The following is a 21395-nucleotide window of genomic DNA, read 5'->3' on the forward strand; positions in this document are numbered from 1 at the left end:
CGGGGCGGGGGCCGGAAGCCGAGGGCCGACGGCTCGTCGTCGCGCGGTGCCTGCGCGGCGCCGCATCTCTCGGTCACGGCTTCGGATCTCTCGGTCGCGGCGCCGAACCTCCTCGGGCATGGCGCCGAACCTCCTCGGGCATGGCGTCGATCCGCTCCTCGGTCAAGGCGTCGATCCGGCGGTGGTCGGCCTGTGCCCCCGACCGGGCTCGCTCTCGAACGGTTGAGCGATCAGCGGTAATGATTCGGTAAAACTCTCGATTCGGGAAATGGAGCGCCTCCCTCCGGTGTTGGACCCCGTCGGAGGGCGCCGTGCGCTCTGCGACAGGCATGCCCCGAGCGAGGAGGAACGCCACGTGAGCCAGTACATCGGCAGGCTCGGCCGGCGCTCCGCGTCGTCCCCCGCGCGCCTGCGGCTGCACCGCAGGCCACGCCGCGTCGCGATGCTCTCCGTGCACACCTCCCCGCTCCACCAGCCGGGCACCGGCGACGCCGGGGGCATGAACGTCTACATCGTGGAGCTCGCCCAGCGCCTCGCCGCGCAGGGCATCGAGGTCGAGATCTTCACGCGTGCGACCGCCGCCGCCCTCCCCGCGACCGTCGAGCTGGCTCCCGGCGTCCTCGTCCGGCACATCGACGCCGGCCCCTACGAGGGTCTCAACAAGGAGGACCTCCCCGCCCAGCTGTGCGCCTTCACCCACGGCGTGATGCAGGCCTGGGCCCACCACCGCCCCGGCCACTACGACCTGGTCCACTCCCACTACTGGCTCTCCGGCCATGTCGGCTGGCTCGCCGCCCAGCGCTGGGGCGTCCCCCTGGTGCACGCCATGCACACCATGGCCAAGGTCAAGAACGCCAACCTGGCCGACGGCGACACCCCCGAACCGGCGGCCCGCGTCATCGGCGAGACCCAGATCGTCTCCGCCGCCGACCGCCTCATCGCCAACACCACCGAAGAGGCCGACGAACTGGTCCGGCACTACGCGGCCGAGACCGACAAGGTCGCCGTGGTCCACCCCGGTGTGAACCTCAGCCGCTTCTCGCCCGCCGACGGCCGCGCCGCCGCCCGGGCCCGGCTCGGTCTGCCCCAGGACGCGCTGATCCCGCTCTTCGCGGGCCGCATACAGCCCCTGAAGGCCCCGGACGTGCTGCTGCGGGCCGTCGCCGTCCTCCTCGACGAGCGCCCCGAACTGCGTTCGCGCATCCTCGTGCCCGTCGTCGGCGGACCCTCCGGCAGCGGCCTCGCCAAGCCCGAGGGCCTGCAGAAGCTGGCCGCGCGCCTGGGCATCGCGGACGTCGTACGGTTCCGCCCGCCGGTCGGCCAGGAGCAGCTGGCGGACTGGTTCCGCGCCGCCTCCGTGCTGGTCATGCCCTCCTACAGCGAGTCCTTCGGACTGGTCGCCATAGAGGCGCAGGCGGCGGGCACCCCGGTGCTCGCGGCGTCGGTCGGCGGTCTGCCGGTCGCCGTGCGCGACGGGCACACCGGCTTCCTCGTCCGCGGACACGATCCGGCCGACTACGCGCGCGTGCTCGGTGATTTCGCCGACGACCCGCAGCTGGCCCCCCGGCTGGGCGGGCAGGCCGCCCGGCACGCCCAGTCCTTCGGCTGGGACACGGCCGCCGCCGCCACGGCCGACGTCTACACGGCCGCGATGCAGGCGCACCGCCGTCGCGTACGCTCGCTGCATGGGTGAAACCGATCAGGAACAGCGTGCGGCCCAGGTCGTCGAAGGAGTGCTGAAGGACGCCGAACTGGACTGGGAGAGCCCCCAGCCCGGTACCTACGTCGCGCAGCTTCCGGGCACCCGCAAGCTCAAGACCACGGTCTCCCTGATCGTCGGCCGCCACTCCCTGTCGCTGAACGCCTTCGTCATCCGCCACCCCGACGAGAACGAGCAGGGCTTCCACCGCTGGCTCCTGGAACGCAACCTCAAGCTCTACGGCGTGAGTTACGCCGTCGACCAGCACGGCGACGTCTACCTCACCGGCCGCCTCTCCCTGTCCGCCGTCACCGCCGACGAGCTCGACCGTCTGCTCGGCCAGGTCCTGGAGGCCTCCGACGGCGCCTTCAACACCCTTCTGGAACTGGGCTTCGCCTCGGCGATCCGCAAGGAGTACCAGTGGCGGGTGTCGCGGGGGGAGTCCACGCGCAACCTGGACGCGTTCGCCCACCTCACGCAGCGCCCCGAGCGCTAACCGGCCCGGTAACGCCCCGGCGGCACACCCACCAGCCTGCGGAAGTGCCGCGTGAGGTGCGACTGGTCGTAGAACCCGGCCGCCACCGCCACCTCGCCCGGTGAGCGCCCCTCCAGGAGCAGCCGCCGGGCGCGCCCGACCCGCAGGGACGTGAGGTACTGGTGCGGGGCGATGCCGTACGCGGTGCTGAACGCCCGTACGAGATGGGCGGGATGGGCGCCGAGCAGCCCGGCGGCCTCCCGCAGTGCGACACCCTCGACGATCCGCTCGTCCAGCACCTCGCGCAGGCGCCGCGCGAGAACGGGGTCGGCCGGCCGGGGGGAGACGGGGTCGCCCCGCAGATGGCCGCGCAACCGCTCCCCGACGAACAGCAGCCTGCTCTCGGCCTCCAGTTCCTCACCGGGCCGCCCCAGCGCGCCGTGCAACTGCCCCACCCGCCGCCGCAGCAGCGGATCGCGCACATCGGGCCGGTCGACGGCGGCCCCGATGAGCTCGTTCCCGAGATGCGTCCCGTCGAGGTACAGCACCCGCTTGCGAAAGCCCTCCGCGGTGACGGGGGAGCCGTTGTGCGGCACGTGCGGCGGCAGCAGCGACACGGTGTCGTGCGGGGTGCCGTGCTCGTGCCGGTCGAGGTCGTACCGCACGGCGCCGGTGTCCACGATCAGCAGCGTCCAGGCGTCGTGGACGTGCATCGGATAGGCGTACTCGGTGAACCGCGCGTGGAAGACCTCGACGACACCCTGGACGGCGGGCCGCCAGGCGGAGACGGTCCGCTGCCGGTCCGGCCCGTTCGTGCGCGAAGGCTTCGGCGCCCTGGACGGGGAGGCCATGCAAAAAACGTACAAGACCCGGGCACGGGCCGCCGGGCACGCTCGGACCATGGACACGATCACCGAACCCCCGCGGCCGGAGCCGATCCGATTCGACACGAAGATCGCCGTGCTGCTGCGCGCGGACCTGGCGCCCTGGCAGCGCCTCAACGTGACATCGTTCCTGGTCAGCGGCCTGGGGACGCAGCTTCCCGAGGTGATCGGCGAACCGTACGAGGACGCGGACGGCGTGCCCTACCTCCCCATGTTCCGCCAGCCGGTCATGGTCTTCGAGGCCACCAAGGAAACCCTGACCACCGCCCACGCCCGCGCCCTCTCCCGCGCCCTGCCCCGCGCGGTCTTCACCTCCGACCTCTTCTCCACGGGCAACGACCGCGACAACCGCGCCGCCGTACGGGCCGTGCCGACCGCGGAACTGGACCTCGTCGGACTCGCGGTCCACGGCCCGAAGAACGCGGTGGACAAGGTGGTGAAGGGGGCGCGGATGCACCCGTGAGCACCGGGCGCGGGGCGGGAGGACGACCAAAGTCGCGGGCGCGTAGACCAACGGCTGACGACAGGGCGGACGCCTCCCGCTCAGACTCCTTCCATGGAGGAAGCCAGGAACGCTCCCATGCGGAAGAGCCCCCGGACGCAGGCGGGCGAGGCGACGGAACTCGCCGAATCGGTCTGGGCCATCGTGCTCTTCTGCGTCGTCTGCGGTGCCGTGGCGGGCGCGCTGCTCCCGCTCCTCGCCCGCCTGCTGCTCGCCCTGCCGTGGGCACCGCTCGAAGGCCCGGCGGAACTGCTGACCTCGGTCCCGGAACCGGCCCTCACCCTCGGCACGATCGCGGTGGGCGTGCTCGGCGGCCTGCTGCTCGGCCTCTCGGCGGCGCACGAGTCGCTGTCCGTCCGCGTCTGCGACACCCACGTGACCCTGACCATCAGGGACAGCTCCCGGGAGTTCACCCGCGAGGAGATCTCCGCGTTCTTCCGGGACGGCAAGCAACTGGTCCTGCTCGGCCCGGACGGCCTCGAACGCGCGCGGGAACAGTGCGGCCTGAACTGGCAGCGCCTCACCAACGCCCTCACCGCACACGGTTACGCCTGGGAGGAACAGGACCCGCACCACGCCGAGTTCCGCCGCTGGGTGCCCGGCATCCCCGGCCTGCCCGCGGGCGCGGACGCCCTGCTGCGGGCCCGCGCCCAGGCCCGCAAGGACGAGCACGCCGGCGAGGCCCGGGAACTGCGCGGGGAACTGCTGCGGCTGGGTGTGGTCGTGCGGGACGAGGAGAGGCGGCAGTACGTCCGGGTCGTGACCGATGACATCAGCGGGTGACCTGAAACGCCGGCCCCGGTGAGCCCCGCGCCGCACGTCAGGGCGTACAGGCCGCGGCGATCGACGCGCTGTTCTCGTACAGGTGGTGCCGGGTGATCCGCCCGTCCTCGACGGTGAGCCGCAGCGCGAAGGGCCCCGAGAAGGACTTGCCGGTCGCCCGGACGGTCCCGGAGAGATGCCCCATCAGCACGGCGTCCGTCCCGTCCACGAGGACGGCGTCGACGGACGCGCGGGTGTCCTCGGGGACGGTGTACCGGGCCAACTCGGCTGCCTGCGCCGCACATTCGGCGGCGGTGGAACGAGGCCGGATCCAGGGGACGACGGGGTTCTCGGCGAGCATCCAGTCCACCGTGTCGGCGAAGAGTGCGGCGAGACCGTCGGTGTCACCGGCGAGGCGGAGTTCGAGGAACGTCCGGGCGGTGGAGCGGGTGGCTTCCGCGGTGTCGTCAGGCGTCATGGAACCCAGCCTGCCGGGGCGTCCGGGGAGCGTCGATTACCTCGGAGGTAGCCTCCGGCCTCCGCCCGCTGCCGGCCTCCGCCCGCTGCCGGCCTCGGAGAGGGGACCTGGCATGTGCGGGGCAGCCATGACCCGGACCGGAGGGCGGGGTGGGGTGGGCCAGGGGCGGCCCTGCTCCTAGAATCGAACGTATGAACGATCCAGAGTCGCGGCTCGCGCTGCTCCGCTTCCTGGAGCGCGTGCAGGAACGCGACCTGGCACGCACCCGTCGGTGGATCGCGGACGAGGAACGCCGCCAGGCGGAACGCCGGCGCGGCCTCCTGGCCCGCCCTCCCGCGCCGGACTGGCTGATCGAGCGCGGCCTGTCCGGGCAGGAACCCGTGTACGTCCACGTCGGGGGCTGCTGGAACGCGGGCCGGCGCAGCAAGGGCGTCGACCGTGACCGCGCCCGGCGTGCCCTCGCCGACGGAATCAAGGCCTGCCCGCAGTGCCGGCCGGACACGGAGCTGGGCTTCGTGGACGGCTAGAGAGGTCACGACGTCGCCCGGCGCACGAAGACCATCACGACGAGGAGCGGTGTGCCTCCCGCGTGAGCGACATGACCCGGACGGGCTGCCCGTGGGCAGGGACGTGAGTGATGCGGTCCAACGTCATTCCGAGCTTGGTCATGACGCGGATCGAGGCGTGATGGTCGACGTGGCAGACACTGACGACGCGTTCCAGACCCGCCCCTGCCCCTGCCCCTGCCCCCGACCCCGCCTCGTCGAAGGCGAACGCCAGGACCTCGCGTGCCGCTTCCGTGGCATAACCCCGGCCCCAGGAGCGGGGTCGCAGCCGCCATCCGATCTCCACCGCCGGCATGATCTCGGGGAGGAAGGCCGGAACGGCCAGACCCACCCAGCCGATCAGCTCGCCGGTCGCGGTCTCCTCGGCGGCGAACAGGCCGTAGCCGCGCTCGTCCCAGGCGGCGCGCACCCGGGACATTGCCGCCGCGGTCCGCTCACGCGTACCGACCGAGCCGTCACCGACGTAGCGCATGACGTCCGGGTCCGCGTCCATCTCCGCGAGCGCGTCCAGGTCGGACTCCCTCCACTGACGCAGCCACAGACGTTCGGTACGGCGCTCCGGGTGCCCTGTCACCATGACGTCCCGCCCTTCCGGGCCTGGTTGCTCTCCCCAGCCGTTCCCCGCCGCCGGGACCACCGCTGCCACCACGGCAGATCCCTCCGGCTCACCCCGCACCGACCTCCGGCTGCGGCCGCGGCGCCCCCACCGACGGCTCGACCGCCTTCTCCTCCCCCGGCACCTGCCGCATCAGCACGGCATACCCCGCCCCGGCCGCCGTCCCCACCACCGCGCACAGCCCCCACAGCCACTCCGCCCCGAACCGGTCGATGACGAACCCGGACAGCAGCGGGGCGACGAGGGCGGCCACGGACCACGACATCGTGTACATGCCCTGGTAGCGCCCGCGCCCGAGCACCGGCGACAGCCGTACGACGAGACCCGTCTGCGTCGGCGCGTTGACGATCTCGGCCAGCGTCCACACGCACACCGTCAGCGCGATGACCCCCACCGACCCCGCGAACGCGGTGAGCGCGAAGCCGTACCCCGCGAGGACGGACGAGACGACCAGCAGCCGGCGGGGATCCCGGTGTTCGATGAAGCGGGTGACCGGGATCTGCAGGACGACGATCAGCACGCCGTTCACGGCGATCGCCATGCCGTACTCGGCCGGAGTGAAACCGGCCTCTCCCATCGCCACCGGCAGCCCCACCGACCCCTGCTGGAAGATCAGCGCGACGAGGAAGGACAGCCCGACGACGCTCATGAACCGCCCGTCGCGCAGTACGGTGCGCAGGCTCACGGAGTCGTTCCGGACGCCCGCCGTCACCGGTGTCTCGACCGGTTTGGACTCCGGCAGCCGCAGGAAGACGAGGATCGCGCAGAGCATCGTCATCCCCGCCTCGATCAGGAACCCGGCGCGGTAGCTGACCTCGGCGATGAACCCGGCGGCCATCGCTGACACGGCGAAGCCGAGGTTGATGGCCCAGTAGTTGAGGGAGAAGGCGCGGATACGGTCCTCGGGCCGCACGATGTCGGCCATCATGGCCTGCACGGCGGGCCGCGAGGCGTTGCTCGCCATGCCGACGAGGAAGGCGACCCCGGCGATCGCGACCGGGTCGCGTACGAAGCCCAGCAGCGCGACGGACACGGCGGTCGAGGACTGCGCGATCAGCAGGGTCGGTCGCCGGCCCAGCCGGTCGGTCATCACCCCGCCGCCCAGCGAGGAGATCACCCCGCCCAGCCCGTGCAGGGAGGCGACCAGACCGGCGTACGTGGCGGAGTAGCCGCGGTCGACCGTCAGATACAGCGCCATGAAGGTGGCGACGAACGCGCCGAGCCGGTTGACCAGCGTGCTGGTCCACAGCCACCAGAACTCGCGCGGGAGACCGGAGACCGTCTCCCGGACGGCACGTCGGGCACGCAGGGCGTACGGCATGGGTCCCCCCGGAGGCAACAAGTGACGGCGTCGCTCGTGAGCAGCGCTCACGAGCAGCGCGTGTAAGCAGCGCTGTCAGCATGCGCAAATTACAAGCCGTCCGTTGCCGCGGGCCACTCGATTAACAGATCCAGTCAAACGTCCGCCTGCCGGGCAGCTACGCGAACGGGCGAAAGCGTGGATTACGCTCTGAGGCATGGCCGACGCACCGTACAAGCTGATCCTCCTCCGCCACGGCGAGAGCGAGTGGAACGCGAAGAACCTGTTCACCGGCTGGGTGGACGTCAATCTCAACGAGAAGGGCGAGAAGGAGGCAGTCCGCGGTGGCGAGCTCCTGAAGGACGCCGATCTCCTCCCCGACGTGGTCCACACCTCCCTCCAGAAGCGCGCGATCCGCACGGCCCAGCTGGCCCTGGAGGCCGCGGACCGCCAGTGGATCCCGGTCCACCGCTCCTGGCGCCTGAACGAGCGCCACTACGGCGCCCTGCAGGGCAAGGACAAGGCCCAGACCCTCGCCGAGTTCGGCGAGGAGCAGTTCATGCTGTGGCGCCGGTCCTACGACACCCCGCCCCCGCCGCTGGACGTCGACGCCGAGTACTCCCAGTTCTCCGACCCGCGCTACGCGACCCTCCCGCCGGAGCTGCGCCCGCGTACGGAGTGCCTGAAGGACGTCGTCGTCCGCATGCTCCCGTACTGGTTCGACGCGATCGTCCCCGACCTGCTGACCGGCCGCACGGTCCTGGTCGCGGCGCACGGTAACTCGCTCCGCGCCCTGGTCAAGCACCTGGACGGCATCTCCGACGCGGACATCGCCGGCCTCAACATCCCCACGGGCATCCCGCTCTCCTACGAACTCGACGCCGAGTTCACGCCGCTGAACCCGGGCGGCACATACCTCGACCCGGAGGCTGCCGCGGCGGCCATCGAGGCGGTCAAGAACCAGGGCAAGAAGAAGTAGTCGCCCACGAATAAGCCCCCTACCTGCGGGTTCTCCGCTGGGAGGGGGCTTTTCGCTGCCTCTGGGCCGTCTCCGGGCCGTCAGGGCGATGGGGCCGTGCGCTCTCCGGGCTCCGGCTCCTGTCTCCACTCCGCTCCGGCTCCGGCGCTTTGGAGCAAAGCGACAGCGGACTGGGCCCTGTACGCAGACAGACCCCCAAGGAGGGTGACGGGCGCTTGGCGCGCCAGGACCCGGCTGTGCCACAAGCTCTGCCCGGTCACCTTGCGCACTGCAAGGATCACATCCATCTCGCGGGGCCCACAGTCGACGAGCACCACCTCGTGGGACGGGTCGTCGCAGAGCAGCATGTAGTACTCGGTGGACTCCTCGTCGGACATCTCGCCCCCTGCCTCAGCGAACGGGAGCGTATGCGCCCTCGAAGACGGCAGCCACGGCTTTTCGGGTGCGCTGGCGGCTGCTCGGCATGAGACCGGACGGGATGGCAGATGGGGAGAGTGGCGGGTTGGGGCCTTTTGGCGCCCCTGCGCGGTGATGGTCGTGCAACATACGGCTATGCGGCTTGACTCCAAAGCCACCACCGCGCCGTTATTCACAGCAGGCGCGGCACTCATCGCCGGTGGCGTGACACGGTGGACCCAACAGGGAGTTGCCCGGGATCGGGTCGACTGGGAGGGGAAGCTGGAGGTTGCGAAGTCCGACGCGGGAGAGCAGCGTAGAGAGTGGAACACTTCTTGATGTTGTGCCGCCCGGTGAAGTGCCTCCAGTCGAACTCGGAGTTCCCGTAGCGGGCGACGATCTTCCGGTCATCGGGGTCTTTGGTTTCGCACTTGACCTGATGGTCCCATGGGTTTGGCTGGGCAGGCATCGGTCGGGCGTACGCGGTTCCGAAGAGCGTGGTGGCACTGATGATCGCTGCGGCCGCGAGAGTGATGATCTTCGTGCCCGCTCGGAGTGACGGTTGACGCGCCTCGCGCTCCTGCTGCTCGGCATTGAAATGCGGGGCGAGATTGACCCGCCTCTTTCTTGGTCCTGACCTTGGCCAGGGCCACGACGCGTCCCAGGGCATTGTCATCGATGTCAATCCGGGTCACGGACATGCGGCACCTCCCATGCCCGGTCGTCCGTAGCCGGGCAGCAGGCCGCCCGCGACATCGCGGGCGGCCTGCTGCCATGCGGGGTCTATTGACGGACCGTCAGCTCGCGTTGGTCGTACGGCGCCTGCGCGCGAAGTAGACCGCGGCGCCGCCGGCCGCCACGACGGCGAGACCGGCACCCGCGAGGACGGGGGTGTTGCTCGACGCGCCGGTTTCGGCGAGGTCTCCGTTCGTGGACGGCTCGTTCGCCCCCGTGCCGTTGCCGTTGCCGTTGCCGTTGCCGCTGCCGCTGCCGCTGCCGCTGCCGCTGCCGCTGCCGCTGCCGCTGCCGCTGCCGCTGCCGCTGCCGCTGCCGCTGCCGCTGCCCGTGCTGGCGCTGGGCTCGGGCGTGGCCGAGTCATCAGGGGTGGGGGTCGGGGACGGACTCGCATCGGGCACGTCGGTGTCGGCGAGCTGCGCCGCGAAGGCGCCGGCGATCAGCTTGTGGCCGTCGGCGTTGGGGTGGGGATCCTTCTTCGTGCACGCCCAGGTCAGCTGGCAGATCTTGGCCACGTTGGCCGGCACCTCACCCGCGCCGGGCACGTTGACCTGGGTGGTGAAGTCGTCCGAGGAGAAGGCCCCGGCCAGGTCCGCCACCTTGAAGCCGGTGGGCTTGTACACCTGGGTGATGCCCGTGTTGGCGGCCTCGACCAGGGGTGCCGACTCCTTGGCGGCCTGCTGACCGGAGGCGCCGAGCAGCCAGGTCGCCAGGAACGGGTTGTAGTACGTCGAGCCCACGAATTGGGTGTTCTTCGTGCCCGCCTTGCGGAGCGTGCCCGCGATCTGGGCGATGTTCTTCGCCATGCTCTGGCTGGTGCTGTTCAGGCAGGCCCCGTCGAGCGTGCCGGCCGGGCTGACGCATCCCTGGATGATGTCGTTTGCGCCCACGCTGAGAGTCACGTAAGCGACCTTGCCGTGGTGCTGGGCCATGGCCTGCAGGGCGGCGTCCAGTTGGGACTTGGCCTGCGGGTAGTCGCACTTTCCGCCCTTGATCAGGGACTCGGTGGTCTCACCGGTGCAGCCCAGGCGTATGTGCTTCAGCCCGGGGGTGCGCTGCTTGAGCTGCGCGTAGAGCTGGTCGGTGTAGGCGAGGTCGGTGTCCTTGTCGATTTCCGGCTGGTAGCCGGTGGCCAGGGAGTCGCCGAGCGAGATGTAGTACGTGGCGTCCTTGGCTGCGGCGTCCTCGGCGGCGGTGGCAAGTCCGGGCGTGCCCAGCACGATCGTCGTGGCGGCGATGGCCAACCGGGGGCCGACACTCTGAAGGGGTCTCATCACTTGTGTGTGCGCTTTCCAGTTATTGGGGGGGTGCATGCCCGAAGGCGCGGCGTGAAGCGAGGCCGGGTGCGGCGGAACTCAGCCGATACGCTTTCCGGGCACCAGAAGAAGGCCTTGGGGTGAAGGCGCGGGGGGATTCATGCCCTCCGTAAGCTGCGGGATCTGCCCGACTTCACATCGGAGGCATGGGCGTCAATTTAGCAAGGGGATTACCGACTTGGCTAGGACTGACCGGCAAAGTGATGATCGCTACGACACGTGTAACCATCAGGAATGTTCGACCGGTCGGAACTGGTCACCAGACTCGCCGGTAACCACTCGTTAAGTGATCGACTAGGTGTCGAATACTTCTCGCGGCAGCCCTCCACCCGCAGGAAAAGTGACTCCAACTGCCGGGTTGGGCTGGTGTTTAGCACAGCATTCGGCCTCATTGTTCGACGGGTCGAATGCCGTCGATTACGGAATGAAGATGCCGGGATCGAAGTTTGCCGGTCGGACGACCTGGCCGCGGAGAAAGCCGAAGCCGCCGCATCGTATTCGAGCATGTCGTCACCTGCCCTTCGGCCAGGTGCCGTTCCCGACCGCGCCAGGCGAGAAAGCGCGAAGCCCTGCGACGCGCGGCGCGTCGCAGGGGTTTTGAAGGCTGCACGTGGCGGCAGCTGCCGTCAGCGTCCTTCGGGCCTTCCGGAGCCACGGCGCACCGGCGCTCGGGCATCGAGTCCTCAATCCGCCTGGGCCGACACCGTTGGACCACGGAACGCACCGTCGCCCGGCTTGCCGGATGCCGTCGACCGCACCGCCGCCCCGAACGCAGAAGCCGGGCCCTCCACCACCTCGTGCCTTGGAGCTGAGGCAGGGCGGAGCCGCTCCTCGGCCGCGCGAAAGCAGCCGTCCCCCGGTCGGTCCGCGGACCGATGAGCCGACGCAGCCTCGCGGTGCCGTACCGGCTGCCACCGCGTCCTCAGGCACGCTCATCAGCGTGGGACGTCCACAGCGTGGACACGGGCTGCGGCAACAGCCGACCCCTGCTTTCTGACGCGCTGACAGCAGGCGACGGAAACAGCACGGTGGGAACAGCCTTCGCACAGAACGTGCGCCCCGGGACATCCGCACCCGGGGCGCAGATTCGCGTCAGGTCCGACAGCCGTTATGCCCAGCAGCCGTTCACGGTCGCGGCGAGGCCGTCCATCGCGTCCCTGATGGCGCTGTTCTGGGCCGTGGAGCCGTTCTCCACGAAGGAGAAGACCTTCCACCGGCCGTCCTTGCCCTGGGTCAGGCCGCTCAGTGCGATGGCGCCGGTGAGGGTGCCGGTCTTCGCGTGCACCTTGCCGACGGCACACTGCGAGTTCGCGTCGTCGAAGCGGCCCCATTCCGGGCCGAGCGTGCTGCCGGCCTCGCCCGCGACCGGGAGGCCGTCGCGGATCGAGCTCAACCGGTGCTCGTAGCGCTTCTCCGTCAGCAGGTCGAGGATCTCCGCCAGGGTCCGGGCCGGGATGCGGTTGGCACGCGACAGGCCGCTCCCGTCGTACATCTCGAAGTTCTCCAGCGACACTCCGTACCGCCGGCTCAGCACGTCGCGTACGACCGCCGTGCCGCCCTCGAACGTGGCGGGCTGCCCGGCGCGCAGCGCGGTCATCCGCAGCAAGGTCTCGGCAATGTTGCTGTCGCTGACCTTGATCATGTGGTGGACGATGTCCGACAGCCGGGCGGACTTGTGGCGAGACACCGGTACGTCGGTGATGTCCGCTGTCCGGCGTGTGACCTCGCCGTCCACGGTGATGCCGGCGGCGGCGACTTGTCCGGCGAAGACCTGTCCGGCGTCGATCGAGGTGTCGTTGACGGCGTGTCCGTCGACGACGAGGGCGCGGACCGGAGCGACGGAGTCGGGGTAGTAGCCGTCGTTCCAGCCGGGGGCCAGGGTCGGTTCGGGGAAAAGGCTGTCGTCCACGGCGACCTTCACGGTGGTGAGGCCCGCGGCCTTCAGCCCGGCCACCGCGTCCTTGGCCATTTCGCCGAGGTCGGCGCTGGTCAGGGTCCGGTCGCCGCCACCGACGAGGGTGAGGGTGCCGTCGCCGTAGACGACCTTCGTCTTGAACTGGTGGTTCGGGCCGAGCACGGTCAGGGCGGCGGTCGCAGTGGCGAGCTTGGTGTTGGACGCCGGCATCAGCGCGGTGGCGCCGTTGTGGTCCCAGACAGTGCCGTCCGACTCGGCGTCCAGCACCACACCGCTGACGTTGCCGCCCAAGCGCTCGTCGTTGACGCGGGTGTTGAGGTTCGCGGCGATCGCCTGGTCGGCGGAGTCGAGGCCTTCATTCGCGTCCGGGGCCGTGTCGGGGGCCGTCGCAGTGGTCTTCCCGTTGGCCGCGAAGGCCGAGGGACCGGCGAGCGCCGCCGACGCGACGGGCACTGCCATGGCGAGGACCAGGGCTCGGCGGGCGTTCGTGCCGAGCTGCTTCGGCTTGCGGTGCCGGTGGCGCCCGCCGGGTGTGAAGGCAGTCGGGGGCACGACTTCCGTTCTGTCGTTCATGGGGGGAAGCTTTCCGTGATGTACGTCGACGGAGGGTCAAGTCGACGTGGTGGGGGAGTGGTTGCCACGAGGCGCAAAATGATCAGCGCCGCACAAGTGGTCACATGAACCCCACGACCGGCGAAAGGTGACTCATCAGTAAGAGACAGAAGTCACAAGTTCGCGTACGCCAGTCGACTCGGATTCAAAAGGGCGTAGCCGACTGTCTCCCTTCCTCGGCCGTTCAAGGGACAGGCGTGTCCCACGGTCACGTCGTCGAGGTCAGTCGCCACACGTCGTCAAGGTCAGTCGCCACACGTCTTCCGGCAGGTGCGCAGCCGCGCCTTCGTCAGGCCGGTGCCCCGGCTCGGCACCCCCGGCATGTGCGCATAGCCGTGGTGCGAGGGGCCGTCCCTGCGGCGCGCTGAGGGCTTCGATGCCGTAGATCCGATGCGGGCGGTGCCGCTCACGGCAGTGGACATGGCCATGCCCGTCATCGTCCCGGCCATTCGGGGGAGATGCGCGCGGTCTCGGGGGCGTGTCTCACCCCGCGGGGGCATCCCTTGCTGGGACGAAAGGGAGACATGATGCCGCTCTATCTATCGAGGTTCAGCTACACGCCGGAGACTTGGGCGAGGCTCATCAGCCACCCCGAGGACCGTGCCAAGGCCGCTCAGTCGTACATCGAGTCCGTCGGCGGCAAGCTGCACGGCTTCTGGTACGCGTTCGGCACCCGCGACGGCTACAACTTGTGGGAGGCCCCCGACAACGTCTCCATGGCCGCGGTCGCCCTGGCGATCAGCGGCGGCGGCGCACTCAGCTCGTTTGAGACGACCGTTCTCCTGAGCATCGACGAAACCATGGATGCCCTGCGAAAAGCCGGGCAAGTCCAGTACCGGGCACCCGGCGCGTAGCGGTCCAGGGTGGCCGGAAGCGACGAGTAGTCCCGGCTTCGGGCCGTCCCTGGGCCGTCCGGGACCGTTCGACAAGCCGGGCCGGGTCGACCGACGGTTCGAGGCCGGGCAGGCCGGCCGACGGCCCGAAGCCGGGCAGGCCGGCCGACGGCCCAGGCCGGCCAGGTCGCCGACGGCCCGAAGCCGGGCGGGTCGCCGCGCCCCGAATTTCGATGCCGCGCCCGCCCGTTCCACCATGCCCGCATGGTCTCAGGCGAGCACACCGGCGAAGCAACGGCGTCCGCGGATACGACTCGGTGGACACGGGCGACCGTCCACCCGGACATGTGGGTCGACCCCGACGACGACCCCGCTAGACCGACGCCCAGCCCGTCGACGAACGCGGCATCCTGCTCGACCACCTGCGCAACTACCGCCTCACCCTGGAGATGAAGTGCGCGGGCCTGGACGCCGAGCAGATGGCCCTGCTGGGACCGGTACGGCACCTGACCGAGGAGGAGCGGCACGTCCGCCGGGTGATGGCCGGCGAAGACGCGCCGGAGCCGTACCGCACGCCGGAGGACCGGGACGGTGACTTCGACGGCGCGGTCGCCGACCCGGCGGTCGTGGACGAGGCCTGGCGGCAGTGGCGTACCGAGGTCGAGCGCACCGACCGCTACCTGGCCGGTGTCACCGACCTCTCCACCGGCAACGCCGGCCACTGCGACTTCGGCCCCGAACCCGGCGGCCGGCTCCAGCTCCGCGACATCCTGGTCGCGCAGATCGCGGAGTACACCCGGCACTGCGGCCACGCCGGCCTCCTGCGTGAACGGATCGACGGCCGCGTCGGGCAGTGAGCCACCTCCAGGAAAACTTCGGCGGCGATGTCGAGAACCCGCGCCCGGCTCCGTCCCCGGGGTGAAGGCGCAAGATGGGTTGCACAGCACCGAGGAGAACCACGATGGCCAAGTACCTGCTTCTGAAGCACTACCGCGGCGCCCCGGCGGCGGTCAACGACGTACCCATGGACCGGTGGACGCCGGAGGAGATCTCGGCCCACGTGCAGTACATGCAGGACTTCGCGGCCCGGCTGGAGAAGACCGGAGAGTTCGTCGACGGCCAGGCGCTCGCCCCCGAGGGCGCGTGGGTCCGGTACGACGGTGAAGGGCGCCCGCCGGTCACCGACGGCCCGTTCGCCGAGACCAAGGACCTCATCGCCGGCTGGATGATCATCGACGTGGCCGGCTACGACCGTGCCGTCGAGCTGGCCGGCGAGCTGTCGGCGGCCCCCGGGGCGGGCGGCAAGCCGATCCACGAGTGGCTCGAGGTGCGCCCCTTGCTCACCCCGCACCCCACCATCACGGAGTGACCCACGAACGCGCCGGGGACCTGGCCACGGCGGCCCGCCCGTACGCCGAGGCGGCCCACATGGCTCCCCCTCCTCGCCGAACGGGGCTACCTGACCTGCCAGACGGCCTGCCTGTATGCCGTGGCGGCCCACATGGCTTTCCCTCCTCGCCGAACGGGGCTACCTGACCTGCCAGACGGCCTGCCTGTATGCCGTGGCGGCCCACATGGCTCCCCCTCCTCGCCGAACGGGGTTACCTGACCTGCCAGACGGCCCGGCTGTATGCCGTGGCGGCTACATGGCTCCCCACCCAGCCGAGCGTGACCACCTGACCGCCAAGCGGCCCGCCTCAACGCCGGCCGGCGCCGCTGACGGGCCGCGTGCGGCAGGTCACCGCACGGACAACGGCACAGGGTGCACCTCGTCCGCCTTGTGCCCGGCGCGCTCGTGAATGCGCTGGACCGCTTCGGCCGAGGGGCCCTCGGAGAGGCAGTAGACGTGGCCGGACTCCGGGTCCGCCCAGGCCATCTCGAAGTGGACCTGCTCGTCCTTCTCTATCGCCAGGTCCGCGTTGTGGGCTTCACGCAGTTGTTCCTCCGTGATGCCCTTCATGCCGCGATGGACATCCATGAACTTGGGCATGCCTCGCGTCTCCTTCCCGGCACGGCGCTCGCCCGCGCCGCCTTGCCTTCCTCTCATGCTCCGCCCGTCGGGCCGCCCGGGCGACTCCAAGCCCAGGATCCACGGTCCACGGCGTGACGCCGCAGGGCCCCGGCGACACCGCCGGGGCCCTACAGGTTTCTGCGAAACAACGTGCCGGCGTCAGCCGCACTGGCAGGGGCTGCCCGACTGGCAGCCGCAGCCGCAGCCCGATCCGCAGCCGCACGCGGCGATCAGGGGCAGGCTTCTGATCTCGGCGGGCTGCTCGGTCTCGCGCTGCCGGGCGGGGTCGGGCGTGGTGCTGGGGGATTCGGACATGGGTCCCTCCTCGAGGCTGGTGCCTGTGCCCATTGGATGCCCGTCCCGCTGGGCGCATCAACGGCGCATTGAGGCGCCCGCGCGCCCAGCCGGTCCCCGTCCGCCCCGCTCGTTTCCGGCGCCCGCCCCCGGCCCGGCACCTTCAGGCGCTCTCCGCCCCCGAGACCGACTGGATCTCCGGCTGCACATCCGTCTGGAGCTCGTCGGCGTGCTCACCCGTCACCAGGTACACCACACGCTTGGCGACCGACACGGCGTGGTCGGCGAACCGCTCGTAGTAGCGGCCCAGCAGCGTCACGTCCACGGCCGTCTCGATGCCGTGCTTCCAGCGGTCGTCCATCAGGTGCTGGAACAGGGTGCGGTGCAGCAGGTCCATCTCGTCGTCGTCCTGCTCCAGCTGGAGCGCCAGGTCGACGTCCTTGGTGATGATCACCTCGGCGGCCTTCGCCATCAGGCGCTGCGCGAGCTGGCCCATTTCCAGGATCGTGGCGTGCAGGTCGCTCGGGACGGCGCGGTTCGGGTAGCGCAGACGCGCGAGCTTCGCCACGTGCTGGGCGAGGTCGCCCGAGCGCTCCAGGTCGGCCGACATCCGCAGCGACGTGACGACGATGCGCAGATCCGTCGCCACCGGCTGCTGCCGCGCCAGCAGGGCTATGGCCCGGGCCTCCAGCTCGTGCTGGAGCTCGTCGACCCGCTGGTCGGCCTCGATGACGTTCTCGGCCAGCTTCAGGTCGGAGTCGAGCATGGCGGTCGTGGCGCGCCCGATCGCCGACCCGACCAGCCGGGCCATCTCCACCAGACCGTCGCCGATCGAGTCCAGTTCCTCGTGGTACGCGTCCCGCATCAGGCTTTCCCTCTCGTGCGTCTCAGTCGGGGGTCCAAGGGCCGGGGCCCACCGGACACCGGCGGTACGACCGTCGTATTACCAACGGTCCGCACCCCACGCTCCCACGTTCCGGCCCTTACGCGTCCGTTTCCGTCATCCCAAATGAACCAATACTGGCTCCAAGGTGAACTCTGGGCGACGAGTGTTCGAGCTCGCAGCCCGACGGCTGTGGAGGGTGCCCGAGCCATGCCTAACCTGGGTGCATGGACGTGAACGCGGCGGTTGCCGCAGTGGCAGCGATCGTCGGGGTGCTCACCGGCGTCATCGCCATGCTCGCGTTCCGCTGGAGTGAGCGCGAGCAGAAGCGCCCCACCCGTAGCTCCCTGCACACCGACGCGGTCCTTCCGCCGGGCGTGGACACGGTCCTGTCGGTCCTCAGGTCGTCGGCCGTCGTCCTCGACGAGGCGGACGCCGTGGTCAAGGCCAGCTCGGCGGCGTACGCCCTCGGCCTGGTCCGCGGCGGCAAGCTCGCTGTCGAGCCGATGCTGCAGATGGCCCGGGACACCAGGCGGGACGGCGAGATACGCCAGGTCGAGCTGGATCTGCCACGGCGCGGCACCGGACGTGGAGAGGCCCTGGCCGTCTCCGCGCGGGTCGCGCCGCTCGGCTCCCGGCTGGTGCTGCTGCTCGTGGAGGACCTGACCGAGGCCCGCCGCATCGAGGCGGTCCGGCGCGACTTCGTCGCCAACGTGAGCCACGAGCTGAAGACACCCGTAGGTGCCCTCTCGCTGCTCTCCGAGGCCGTGATGGACGCCTCCGAGGACCCCGAGGCGGTCGAGCGGTTCGCCGGGCGCATGCAGATCGAGGCCACCCGGCTCACCAGCCTGGTGCAGGAGCTCATCGACCTCTCGCGGGTGCAGAACGACGACCCGCTGGAGGACGCCGAGCCGGTTCGGGTCGACGAGCTCGTCGCGGAGGCCGTCGACCGCTGCCGGCACCAGGCCGGTGCCAAGCAGATCACCATGGCCGCCGGTGGCGCCGCCGACCTGCACGTCTGGGGAAACCGCGGCCAGCTCGCCGCCGCCCTGGGCAACCTCGTCGAGAACGCCGTCAACTACTCACCCGCCCGCACCCGCGTAGGCATCGCGGCCCGCAGGGTGAACGCGCCCGGCGGGGAACACATCGAGATCGCCGTCACCGACCAGGGCATCGGCATCTCCGACAAGGACAAGGAGCGCATCTTCGAGCGCTTCTACCGCGTCGACCCGGCCCGCTCCCGTGCCACCGGTGGTACGGGTCTGGGGCTGGCGATCGTGAAGCACGTGGCCGCCTCGCACGGCGGTGAGGTCACGGTGTGGAGCGCCGAAGGCCAGGGCTCCACCTTCACCCTGCGGCTGCCGGAGGCCGGTGCGGCCCGCGACCGCGCACAACAGCAGCCCGCCCGGGACGAACGCGCAGGGAGCGCGGGCCTCGACGAGGAGGCCGGGCGGTCAACCCTCACATCCCCCGAATCAACCGCGTACGAAACGCTTCCCGCCCCGGAGGTCCTTCCGTGACCCGTGTGCTCGTCGTCGAGGACGAGGAGTCCTTCTCCGACGCCCTGTCGTACATGCTCCGCAAAGAGGGCTTCGAGGTCGCAGTCGCGACCACCGGACCCGACGGACTCGACGAGTTCGAGCGCAATGGCGCCGACCTCGTCCTCCTCGACCTGATGCTGCCCGGCCTGCCGGGCACCGAGGTGTGCCGTCAGCTGCGCGGTCGCTCCAACGTTCCCGTGATCATGGTGACCGCCAAGGACAGTGAGATCGACAAGGTCGTCGGACTGGAGATAGGAGCCGACGACTACGTCACCAAGCCGTTCTCCTCGCGCGAGCTGGTCGCGCGTATCCGTGCCGTGCTGCGCCGCCGCGGCGAGCCCGAGGAGGTCACCCCGGCGGCCCTGGAGGCCGGACCGGTCCGCATGGACGTCGACCGGCACGTGGTCACCGTCGGCGGCACCAAGATCGACCTGCCGCTGAAGGAGTTCGACCTGCTGGAGATGCTGCTGCGCAACGCGGGCCGGGTCCTCACCCGCATGCAGCTCATCGACCGGGTCTGGGGTGCCGACTACGTCGGTGACACCAAGACCCTCGATGTCCACGTCAAGCGCCTGCGCGCCAAGATCGAGCCGGACCCGGGCGCCCCGCGCTACCTGGTGACGGTCCGTGGTCTCGGCTACAAGTTCGAGCCGTAGACCGGCCGTGCGCGACGGGAAGCACTGAAGCACGAAGGGCGGGACCTCTCTCCGGGGAGGTCCCGCCCTTCGTGCGACTGCTCAGTGCCCGGCGTTCGCGCTCGCCGAGGCCGCGTCGGTCGGCGTGCCGGACGCCCCGTGGCCACCCGGCGTCTCGCCGGCGGCGGGGCTCTCCGGCGCACCCGACTCGCCCTCGGCGGGAGAACCGGACGGCGACCCGGACGGGGACGCGGAGGCGCCCGGCGCGGCCGGCACCTCGGACGGGCCCCACTCCTTGAAGTAGTGCTCGGCGGGGACGACGAACGCGCGCAGGCTCACGGCACCCGTCTTGCTGAAGGTGAAGGTGACCTTCTGGGCGTTGCCGTCCTGCACGGCCTCACGGCTGCTCGGCAGCATCGCCGTCGCGTTGTCCTTGCCGCCCACGATCAGCGAGCCGCCGGGCGGGATGCTGAGGCTGCCGCCCTTGGCGGGCTTGAGCTCGGCGGTCTTGCCGGTGCCGGGCAGGGTGATGGACTCCAGCGTCTCGGCGCTCCTGCCGGAGTTGAAGAAGGTCGCGGAGATCGCGGCCGGGCCGGTCGACTCGAGGTCGGGCTGCGTGATCACGATCGCGTTCTGGATCTTGATGTCACCGACGCTCGTGGCCGCGTTGTCCGGCTTGATCTCCAGGGTCTGGGCGTTGTTGCCGGCGCCGCACGCGGCGAGCGAGGCGATCGAGAACGCGGTGACGGCGGCGGCGAGGGCACCGCGTCGAAGGCTGCTGCTCACGGCGGAGGCAACTCCTTGACTCGAGCGGAGCGGCCGATAAAGCCGCCCTAAGGGTCTGTCAGCGGGCCTTAGGTTACCGAGCCGTCCCCGTCGCGCCGCACCCGACCCCCCGGCACCACTGATGCCACCCCGGTCGCGGATGACTCCTGCGTCACATTGGCGCTGTGCTCGTCCGGCATTCACATAAGAGTCCGGGGCAGTACCGCAGATTTTTCGTGAAGGAATGCGGGGCCACCTGGGAATTGATCACCGGTGGTCCCTCCGGGCGGCTCGTGATCAATTCCGGATTCGACCGGAACCCGGCTCGAGCCTCCGAACGGAGTAGCGGAAGTCGATCATACGGAACCGGACATATGGGGATGTTCGGCCGTCTGGAGGATGCTCCGGATGCGTGTAGCGTACGCGTTTCGCTCACCCCGGAGAGCCGCTCCCACCTGCGAATACCTTCTTCCACTGGCTGTCCGAAGCACGTTCCTGTCGGAGTTGTCAAGCCCCGAGATACGCCCTGACCTGCGAAAACGCCATTCAGAACCCGGGATTTCCGTGTTACCCTGGATAGCCACGGAAGGGGTACCTGTCACATGACGTTCAAGGTTGGCGACACCGTGGTCTATCCCCATCACGGGGCCGCGCTGATCGAGGCCATCGAAACTCGCCAGATCAAAGGCGTGGACAAGACCTACTTGGTGCTGAAGGTCGCCCAGGGCGACCTGACGGTACGTGTGCCAGCGGACAATGCGGAGTTCGTCGGCGTGCGTGATGTGGTCGGTCAGGATGGGCTGGACCGGGTCTTCGAGGTGCTGCGCGCACCGTACGCCGAGGAGCCCACGAACTGGTCCCGCCGCTACAAGGCAAATCTGGAGAAGCTCGCCTCGGGCGATGTCATCAAGGTCGCGGAAGTCGTACGTGACCTGTGGCGTCGTGAGCGCGAGCGTGGACTCTCCGCCGGTGAGAAGCGCATGCTCGCCAAGGCCCGCCAGATTCTGGTGAGCGAGCTCGCCCTCGCGGAGAACACCAACGAGGACAAGGCCGAGGCTCTGCTCGACGAGGTTCTCGCCTCCTGAGGTGAAGCCCGTCGCTCAGCGCTCTGCTGATCAAGCGCGCGCGCCTGCACATCGAAATGCCGCGGTGCCCGATGACGAATTCCCGTCGCCGGGCGCTGCGGCATGTTCGCGCT

22 protein-coding genes and 2 pseudogenes are annotated in these 21395 nt (G+C 70.2%); 13 read left to right on the forward strand and 11 right to left on the reverse strand.

Going from position 1 to position 21395, the window contains the following annotated elements; translation table 11 throughout:
- Positions 1–355 precede the first annotated feature (355 nt).
- Positions 356–1693, forward strand: a complete 1338-nt coding sequence (gene mshA / locus ACIQHQ_RS11600) for a D-inositol-3-phosphate glycosyltransferase (protein ID WP_402611746.1) — start codon at positions 356–358, stop codon at positions 1691–1693.
- Entirely contained in the window at positions 1686–2195 is a 510-nt protein-coding gene (locus ACIQHQ_RS11605) for a YbjN domain-containing protein (protein ID WP_402611747.1), read from the forward strand. The genes mshA and ACIQHQ_RS11605 overlap by 8 nt, the downstream gene beginning before the upstream one ends.
- On the opposite strand, the gene ACIQHQ_RS11610 is transcribed toward ACIQHQ_RS11605, so the two are convergent.
- Complete coding sequence (locus ACIQHQ_RS11610; RefSeq protein WP_402611748.1) at positions 2192–3025, reverse strand: AraC family transcriptional regulator; 834 nt, start codon at positions 3023–3025, stop codon at positions 2192–2194. The genes ACIQHQ_RS11605 and ACIQHQ_RS11610 overlap by 4 nt on opposite strands.
- Before the next feature lie 49 nt (positions 3026–3074).
- Between ACIQHQ_RS11610 and ACIQHQ_RS11615 the strand changes: the two genes are divergently transcribed.
- Positions 3075–3521 carry a DUF2000 family protein gene (locus ACIQHQ_RS11615; protein WP_402611749.1) on the forward strand — a complete coding sequence of 149 codons (447 nt, stop codon included), beginning with the start codon at positions 3075–3077 and terminating at the stop codon, positions 3519–3521.
- Between the two features lie 117 nt (positions 3522–3638).
- Entirely contained in the window at positions 3639–4343 is a 705-nt protein-coding gene (locus ACIQHQ_RS11620; protein WP_402611750.1) for a hypothetical protein, read from the forward strand.
- 37 nt (positions 4344–4380) lie between these two features.
- On the opposite strand, the gene ACIQHQ_RS11625 is transcribed toward ACIQHQ_RS11620, so the two are convergent.
- Positions 4381–4800, reverse strand: a complete 420-nt coding sequence (locus ACIQHQ_RS11625; protein ID WP_402611751.1) for a nuclear transport factor 2 family protein — start codon at positions 4798–4800, stop codon at positions 4381–4383.
- 191 nt (positions 4801–4991) lie between these two features.
- On the opposite strand from ACIQHQ_RS11625, the gene ACIQHQ_RS11630 reads away from it, so the two are divergent.
- On the forward strand, positions 4992–5327 hold the full coding sequence (locus ACIQHQ_RS11630; protein WP_402611752.1) for a DUF6233 domain-containing protein: 336 nt from the start codon (positions 4992–4994) through the stop codon (positions 5325–5327).
- A gap of 34 nt (positions 5328–5361) precedes the next feature.
- Here ACIQHQ_RS11630 and ACIQHQ_RS11635 read toward each other — a convergent pair whose 3' ends face one another.
- Together ACIQHQ_RS11635 and ACIQHQ_RS11640 are read right to left on the reverse strand one after the other, a co-directional pair.
- Entirely contained in the window at positions 5362–5943 is a 582-nt protein-coding gene (locus tag ACIQHQ_RS11635; protein WP_402611753.1) for a GNAT family N-acetyltransferase, read from the reverse strand.
- Between the two features lie 88 nt (positions 5944–6031).
- Positions 6032–7303, reverse strand: coding sequence for an MDR family MFS transporter (locus ACIQHQ_RS11640; protein ID WP_402611754.1), 1272 nt, complete (start codon positions 7301–7303; stop codon positions 6032–6034).
- A 196-nt stretch (positions 7304–7499) separates the two neighbouring features.
- Between ACIQHQ_RS11640 and ACIQHQ_RS11645 the strand changes: the two genes are divergently transcribed.
- Positions 7500–8261, forward strand: coding sequence for a phosphoglyceromutase (locus ACIQHQ_RS11645; protein WP_402611755.1), 762 nt, complete (start codon positions 7500–7502; stop codon positions 8259–8261).
- A gap of 80 nt (positions 8262–8341) precedes the next feature.
- Here the strand turns inward: ACIQHQ_RS11645 and ACIQHQ_RS11650 are convergent, their stop codons facing one another.
- A complete protein-coding gene (locus ACIQHQ_RS11650; RefSeq protein WP_402611756.1) occupies positions 8342–8872 on the reverse strand; it encodes a ribosomal protein L7/L12 in 531 nt (176 codons plus the stop codon).
- Between the two features lie 582 nt (positions 8873–9454).
- The gene (locus ACIQHQ_RS11655) at positions 9455–10666 is read right to left on the reverse strand and encodes an SGNH/GDSL hydrolase family protein (RefSeq protein ID WP_402611757.1); all 1212 of its coding nucleotides are present in this window, start codon (positions 10664–10666) and stop codon (positions 9455–9457) included.
- 707 nt (positions 10667–11373) lie between these two features.
- Between ACIQHQ_RS11655 and ACIQHQ_RS11660 the strand changes: the two are divergent.
- Positions 11374–11487 (forward strand): annotated as a pseudogene (locus ACIQHQ_RS11660) (IS5/IS1182 family transposase); the annotation flags it as partial.
- Positions 11488–11816: 329 nt separating this feature from the next.
- Here ACIQHQ_RS11660 and dacB read toward each other — a convergent pair.
- Entirely contained in the window at positions 11817–13196 is a 1380-nt protein-coding gene (dacB, locus tag ACIQHQ_RS11665; protein ID WP_402611758.1) for a D-alanyl-D-alanine carboxypeptidase/D-alanyl-D-alanine-endopeptidase, read from the reverse strand.
- A 566-nt stretch (positions 13197–13762) separates the two neighbouring features.
- On the opposite strand from dacB, the gene ACIQHQ_RS11670 reads away from it, so the two are divergent.
- The 3 genes and pseudogenes from ACIQHQ_RS11670 to ACIQHQ_RS11680 all read left to right on the forward strand — a co-directional run bounded on the left by ACIQHQ_RS11670 (position 13763) and on the right by ACIQHQ_RS11680 (position 15437).
- Positions 13763–14089, forward strand: a complete 327-nt coding sequence (locus ACIQHQ_RS11670) for a GYD domain-containing protein (RefSeq protein ID WP_402611759.1) — start codon at positions 13763–13765, stop codon at positions 14087–14089.
- A 243-nt stretch (positions 14090–14332) separates the two neighbouring features.
- Positions 14333–14925, forward strand: a pseudogene (locus ACIQHQ_RS11675) (DUF664 domain-containing protein).
- A gap of 104 nt (positions 14926–15029) precedes the next feature.
- Complete coding sequence (locus ACIQHQ_RS11680) at positions 15030–15437, forward strand: YciI family protein (RefSeq protein ID WP_402611760.1); 408 nt, start codon at positions 15030–15032, stop codon at positions 15435–15437.
- 369 nt (positions 15438–15806) lie between these two features.
- Here the strand turns inward: ACIQHQ_RS11680 and ACIQHQ_RS11685 are convergent, their stop codons facing one another.
- From ACIQHQ_RS11685 to phoU, 3 genes are all read right to left on the reverse strand, one after another.
- Positions 15807–16058, reverse strand: a complete 252-nt coding sequence (locus ACIQHQ_RS11685) for an SCO4226 family nickel-binding protein (protein WP_402611761.1) — start codon at positions 16056–16058, stop codon at positions 15807–15809.
- A 180-nt stretch (positions 16059–16238) separates the two neighbouring features.
- Positions 16239–16394, reverse strand: a complete 156-nt coding sequence (locus tag ACIQHQ_RS11690) for a hypothetical protein (RefSeq protein ID WP_283973474.1) — start codon at positions 16392–16394, stop codon at positions 16239–16241.
- A 142-nt stretch (positions 16395–16536) separates the two neighbouring features.
- Complete coding sequence (gene phoU, locus ACIQHQ_RS11695; protein WP_402611762.1) at positions 16537–17238, reverse strand: phosphate signaling complex protein PhoU; 702 nt, start codon at positions 17236–17238, stop codon at positions 16537–16539.
- A 245-nt stretch (positions 17239–17483) separates the two neighbouring features.
- Here phoU and ACIQHQ_RS11700 point away from each other — a divergent pair, with 245 nt between their 5' ends.
- Entirely contained in the window at positions 17484–18776 is a 1293-nt protein-coding gene (locus tag ACIQHQ_RS11700; RefSeq protein ID WP_402611763.1) for a sensor histidine kinase, read from the forward strand.
- Positions 18773–19453 (forward strand): response regulator transcription factor, encoded by a 681-nt coding sequence (locus tag ACIQHQ_RS11705; protein WP_030243122.1) that lies wholly within the window; start codon positions 18773–18775, stop codon positions 19451–19453. Before ACIQHQ_RS11700 ends, ACIQHQ_RS11705 begins: the two co-directional genes overlap by 4 nt.
- Before the next feature lie 81 nt (positions 19454–19534).
- On the opposite strand, the gene ACIQHQ_RS11710 is transcribed toward ACIQHQ_RS11705, so the two are convergent.
- On the reverse strand, positions 19535–20218 hold the full coding sequence (locus ACIQHQ_RS11710; RefSeq protein WP_402611764.1) for a DUF461 domain-containing protein: 684 nt from the start codon (positions 20216–20218) through the stop codon (positions 19535–19537).
- 581 nt (positions 20219–20799) lie between these two features.
- On the opposite strand from ACIQHQ_RS11710, the gene ACIQHQ_RS11715 reads away from it, so the two are divergent.
- Positions 20800–21282: a CarD family transcriptional regulator gene (locus ACIQHQ_RS11715; RefSeq protein ID WP_003953493.1), complete on the forward strand. Its 483-nt coding sequence runs from the start codon at positions 20800–20802 to the stop codon at positions 21280–21282.
- The last annotated feature ends 113 nt before the right edge of the window (positions 21283–21395 follow it).

Origin of the sequence: Streptomyces sp. NPDC092370 (assembly GCF_044755265.1) — a bacterium.
In the GTDB taxonomy this organism is placed as follows: Bacteria; Actinomycetota; Actinomycetes; order Streptomycetales; family Streptomycetaceae; genus Streptomyces.